The sequence below is a fragment of the Chamaesiphon sp. VAR_48_metabat_403 genome, assembly GCF_031422475.1.
Classification (GTDB): Bacteria; Cyanobacteriota; Cyanobacteriia; order Cyanobacteriales; family Chamaesiphonaceae; genus Chamaesiphon.
Map to the genome: position 1 here is coordinate 1 of NZ_JANPLS010000314.1, position 5218 is coordinate 5218.

Sequence of the window (5218 nt, forward strand, 5' to 3'; positions counted from 1 at the left end):
CATCTAACACATCGGGCTGCTGCTCTTGGGCTAGAGCTTGTCCCCATCGAGCAGCAGCCCGATGAGTATAACCCATCTGTTCCAGCCCCCGCTACATAAGCTTTCTGGCTAGTGTTTCTTGAAAGAGGCTTCGCCAACGAACAAGTCTCGACGGGAGAAATGACGAGTCTTTGGAAATCAGGATGAATTGGGTTGATAAGATAATTATTCTCGACTGGCACTATTGCTGAAGGTATGCACAAAATAGCTGTTTCACCTTTTTCGATCCAGTTATCGCCGTATTCTTTTAAGTATTCTGGAGCAGAGATATTCGACCAATCCGAATTTAGAGTGTTTCGTTGGCGAAGCCTCTCCCTGGAGAATCGATATCGTCTATTTCAACATTATCAGGAACTGTTACGCAAAAATAAACATATTCGAGATACATCGTCGTAGCGTTCATGTGAACGGTAGTCTCCAATATTGCGGAAGATAAACTATCGGCGGTGTACACTAATCTCGTTCCTTTGGAATGCCATCTCCCACTGTACATAACGGAACCTTCTCCATTAAAAGCACCCTCAGCACGTTGTCTGGTAACAACACGCCACAATTTAAGATTCGATCTCAACTGTACACCCCGTATTCAATCCGTCCGAGCATATCTAGAACATGCTCGATACCTTCTGCTGATTCCAACATATTTAGGGGAATTAAATCGCCTAAATATGGGTTGGGTGTACGCAGCCAATTTTTAGCAACCGACTCATTATTAAATACTTTAATTGCTCGATCGACAATCTCAGCCATTTTTTCTAATAGATCTTCTGTTTGTTGTAAACCTTCATCTCGATCGATTATGTCTAATGGAACTCGATCGTCTAACATTTTGTGGGGTTGATTTAACCACTGTTGGCTTGAGTCAGCAAAAATTTTCGATGCAAGATGAATGATATTGGTGGCGTGAGATATTCGATCTCGATCTATCTGTGGGGATGCAGTTTTATTAAATCGTTCGGTTACTTCTAATAACTCTCTGACCATATCTTGGGTTTTCATGCGGATACAGTAAAGTTTCGAGTGTTGAGTGGTTGTACAGGAATTCCTGATTCGTTGGCGTAGCCTCTGCGTTGGCGTTAGCCTACCGTAGGTAAAGGCAGACGCTGTGTCTAACGGCAGGCTCTGCCAACGCGAACGATTCTATCGTACTCATGATGTGACTATGGCAGATTGAATATGATTCAATTTTACCATTCCCACATTTAGGCAACAAGGATCGAGCGATCGAAGATCTAACATCCCCAGTGTCATTATCTTCAATCTAATCCAAATTACAATTAGCTTACTTTTGCTAGAGTGCGAACTGCTAAAATTTCGTCAGAGCGTAAGGTTTCGATCGCAGAAATGGGCACAGCAATCTCTGTCAAAGATTCACCAATCGCATTAAAAATTTCTAATACGCAGCCTTCTTCACCATTATTTGGATGAGGGACGAAATCGACTAACGTTGCAATATCTCCGGCTCTGAGTCCATATTCTGGTAAGTCACTAGTTAATGAGACTTCTCGATCTAATTCCATTGTCATATTAAAACCCCCTACTAGGTTTAATTGTCACGAATTGAAATTCGCCATCGATCTGTCTTTCTAGCTAAACTGTAATAACTGGCAGGATCGTACCATTTACACCGAAAAGTCATCAGCAATTATTTAACCGACAATTTCATTTAATCGAGACTAAAGCCGATCGATCTCAAGATAGAAAGCACCATCTACAGTTGCTAAAGTCATTTTTTCTCACTCATCCACGTCAGTAAACAATGTAAATAAATCTCTGTAACCGCTAACTACTCGTAAAATCTCAATCTCATCACCGATTGGCAGATAGAGAATTAAATAGTTATCTAATGGTATGGTACGGATATTAGTCAAAATCTCGTCTCTTCTTCTGCCAAGTAGGGGAAAGGTGACTATTTTGGAAAATTTAGATTCTAGTTTGCCTAAAAATCTTTCCGATTGTTCTAATCCAGATTGTTGAGCAATATAATCTGCAATCTCTTCGATATCTTGGATTGCTGGTTTTGTAAGTCTAAATCGTTGGCGTAGCCTACCGTAGGTAATCGGTCATTAGCTCTATTTGCTATAGCGAGATTTAAGATTCGATCTAATTTGCTCCATTGCGATATTACCATCAACTACCTCGCCCCGTTGAGATGCTTCCCAGCCGATCGATGCTGCTTGTTGCAGTTCGCCTAGTTTTCCTTGGTAAATGTCTTCCTGCTTGTCTAAGAGTTCGATCGCGGTTCTAATCACTTCGATCGCGTTTTGATATTTGCCGCTAGTTATTTGGCGACTGACGATTAGTTCTAGTTCTGGCGGGAGAGTGACTTGCATAACACCTGCTATCGAAGATCGTTTGCCTGTCTCTATTATAAGTTACCCAGAGGTCGATCGAGACTAAAGCCGATCGATCTCAAGCTCAAAAGCACCATCCACAGCGGCTAAAGTCATTTATGAGTTACCAACAGATCGATCGAGACCAAAGCCGATCGATCTCAAGCTCGAAAGCACCATCCACAGTTGCTAAAGTCATCTTTTCTACTTTCAGCACGATCAATTCGTTGGCGTAGTCTCTCTATTAAGAATCGCGGAGCGTCGGCTTTACGGGGTCGTATTCATGATGTGATGGATCAGATTAAATATGATTCAATTTTACCATTTCCACATTTCGGCAAGTAGCGATCGATCACACCAAAATTGAAAATATCCAGCCTCATGATCTCCAATTTAACTCAAAATCACATAGATCGAATCATCAAATCTCGCTAGCAATAGCAGTAGAATTTACGCAGCACATTGTCAATTGATAGCCTAAAGATAATCGTAGATATATTACACTAATTGTAAAAGATTAAGGATGTTGTTGGACTGTCGGTGGATTGGGTGAAATCACATTGATAAGCCATGGCCATTCTTTGATCGCATCATCTAGATTGGCACGTGCCCAATCTATCAATAGATCCGCTCTAGCATTCCACTCTAATAGCGGGAGTGCTGTATTTTCAGCTAGAGCATCAAGGTCGCGAGCATATTTAAGAATATAATGGGCATAATCACCGAATCTCTGTGGATTAGGATCTTCGAGGATTGATGGCATATATGCATCAGCAAACAGAAATATTGCCCCAATAACCGCTATTATCAAAGGTACATAATTACCAATCAGATTTTTGATAGAAGGGACAAGGGCAACAAATCCAAAAACTAATACGAATGCACCGATAGCACTGTTATCCATTTTTGCCCGTTTCAGTATTTTTGTTTGAGTATTCCGGTGTTTAGCTAACTCATATCCGACACGTTCTGCTCTACGTGCCCATTCTCGTAATAAATCGATTTTCTTAGGATCTCTCTGCAACACTTGATTATTTGTACTCTGCATATCGGTATATTGCTTTTCAGAAAGTTAGGATGATATGACTAAAGTTGTGGGTCAAGTGTGTTTGAAGAATGTTAATAATTGCCTTTTCAGTATTTTAAGTGCCAATTTTTAGTTGTGCTAGCTTTTGTTGAATTAAAATTTCCACTTCCTTAACCTCAGCATTAGAGTTGGGAATGTCGAACGTCGCTGGAGATGCTTCAGCAGTGAATCTATCGACAAATGTATGGAATGCAGATCGATCGTCAGGATGAGCGATTACATAAGCTCTTAACTCACCGTTTGTCATGGTGTTAAAGTTAGGGTTCATTATAAAAATCTCCAAAGACCATTAGGATAGATTTCGATCTGGATGTTATCACCAGCTAAAATAAATAGGTTTTCCGTTCGATCGTCAAGACGAACAACGAAAATAGGCGTGAAGGTATTGGTTAAGGATTGGCACAGAATTACACACCTGATGCCTTGCTCGGCGGTTGGCAAAATTTGGATACCTCACAATTATGATTATAGAATACTGCACTAGATCGCGATCGATCTACGCAGACTAGGAAATTAGTCTGCGTAGGCAGACTTTGCAGCATGAGCAGCGATGCGCTAAACCCGGAGGTTTCCTCCGGGTTTAGCGCATCAAGACAGCGGTTTCAACCGCTAGCAAACTGAAACGTATCGAATGCTAACTCCCCCCAATTCGAGCAACATCGCGAGAATTCTCCTCAAAAGCAGCATCCAGAGCATCATCACCACTCAACCCCGAAGCCAGCGCATTCTGGATTGCTTGCAACACCCGTTTATAGTCACGCGGCATCACCTTCACAAACTTCTGTACCATCTCATCCCAATTAGCCAGAACTGCGATCGCTTTTTGACTCTTGGTATATTGGGCGTGTTTGGAGATCGAACCCCGCAACTTCCCAATCTCTTCAGGATCGTTGAGAGTTTCCAATCCCACCATCTGGGTATTGCAGCGCGTCGGGAAATCACCCTGCTCGTCGAGGATATAGGCAACACCGCCACTCATCCCCGCTGCGAAATTGCGTCCGGTTTTACCCAAGACGATCACTTGTCCGCCTGTCATGTATTCACAACCGTGATCGCCGATCGATTCCACAATTGCACTGACACCAGAATTACGGACGCAGAAGCGTTCGCCAGCCATACCGTTGATGTAGATTTCGCCGCTGGTGGCTCCGTAGAGAGCGACGTTGCCGACGATGACGTTTTCGGCAGCGATGAAAGTGGATTTGGGCGATGGGTAGAGGATGATTTTACCGCCGCTGAGTCCTTTGCCGATGTAGTCGTTGGCATCGCCTTCGAGTTCGAGGGTGACTCCCTTGGGGATAAATGCGCCGAAGCTTTGTCCGGCACTACCTTGGAATTTGAGGTGGACGGTATCTTCGGGGAGTCCGTGCCAGTGTTTTTTGGTGATTTCGTTACCGAGGATGGTACCGACTGCGCGGTTGACGTTGCAGATGGGTAGGGTGGCTGTGGTGGGTTTGCCATCAAGAATCGAGTCTTTGCACAGGTCTAATAAAGTAGTAATGTCGAGGGATTTGTCAAGTCCATGATCTTGGGAAATTTGCTGGTAGCGTCCGACTTCTGCGCCTGCTTCGGGCTGGTAGAGCAGGTTGGAGAGGTCGATGTTTTTGGCTTTCCAATGGGCGATCGCTTGTTTGGATTCGAGGATATCGGTGCGCCCTACCATTTCGTTGAGGGTGCGGAAGCCGAGGGAAGCCATGATTTCCCGTAAGTCTTGGGCGATGAAGCGCATGAAGTTGACGGTGTGGGCGGGATCTCCGGT

General features: G+C 43.6%; 8 protein-coding genes and 2 pseudogenes. All 10 read right to left on the reverse strand.

The window, feature by feature from the left end; translation table 11 throughout:
- A pseudogene (locus RMO79_RS24595) lies at positions 1-314 on the reverse strand (RES family NAD+ phosphorylase); the annotation flags it as partial.
- An 11-nt stretch (positions 315-325) separates the two neighbouring features.
- Positions 326-610 carry an RES family NAD+ phosphorylase gene (locus tag RMO79_RS14995; protein WP_310483981.1) on the reverse strand — a complete coding sequence of 95 codons (285 nt, stop codon included), beginning with the start codon at positions 608-610 and terminating at the stop codon, positions 326-328.
- A complete protein-coding gene (locus tag RMO79_RS15000; RefSeq protein ID WP_310483982.1) occupies positions 607-1038 on the reverse strand; it encodes an antitoxin Xre/MbcA/ParS toxin-binding domain-containing protein in 432 nt (143 codons plus the stop codon). The genes RMO79_RS14995 and RMO79_RS15000 overlap by 4 nt, the downstream gene beginning before the upstream one ends.
- Before the next feature lie 278 nt (positions 1039-1316).
- Complete coding sequence (locus RMO79_RS15005) at positions 1317-1565, reverse strand: DUF4926 domain-containing protein (protein WP_310483983.1); 249 nt, start codon at positions 1563-1565, stop codon at positions 1317-1319.
- 210 nt (positions 1566-1775) lie between these two features.
- Positions 1776-2099 (reverse strand): type II toxin-antitoxin system RelE/ParE family toxin, encoded by a 324-nt coding sequence (locus tag RMO79_RS15010; protein WP_310483987.1) that lies wholly within the window; start codon positions 2097-2099, stop codon positions 1776-1778.
- Positions 2100-2111: 12 nt separating this feature from the next.
- Complete coding sequence (locus RMO79_RS15015) at positions 2112-2372, reverse strand: type II toxin-antitoxin system ParD family antitoxin (RefSeq protein WP_310483984.1); 261 nt, start codon at positions 2370-2372, stop codon at positions 2112-2114.
- A gap of 517 nt (positions 2373-2889) precedes the next feature.
- The gene (locus RMO79_RS15020) at positions 2890-3420 is read right to left on the reverse strand and encodes a hypothetical protein (protein WP_310483985.1); all 531 of its coding nucleotides are present in this window, start codon (positions 3418-3420) and stop codon (positions 2890-2892) included.
- Between the two features lie 94 nt (positions 3421-3514).
- Positions 3515-3727, reverse strand: coding sequence for a DUF6887 family protein (locus RMO79_RS15025; protein WP_396136605.1), 213 nt, complete (start codon positions 3725-3727; stop codon positions 3515-3517).
- A complete protein-coding gene (locus RMO79_RS24600) occupies positions 3727-3900 on the reverse strand; it encodes a DUF6888 family protein (RefSeq protein ID WP_396135056.1) in 174 nt (57 codons plus the stop codon). Before RMO79_RS24600 ends, RMO79_RS15025 begins: the two co-directional genes overlap by 1 nt.
- Before the next feature lie 193 nt (positions 3901-4093).
- Positions 4094-5218: pseudogene (locus tag RMO79_RS15030) on the reverse strand (glutamate synthase subunit alpha); the annotation flags it as partial.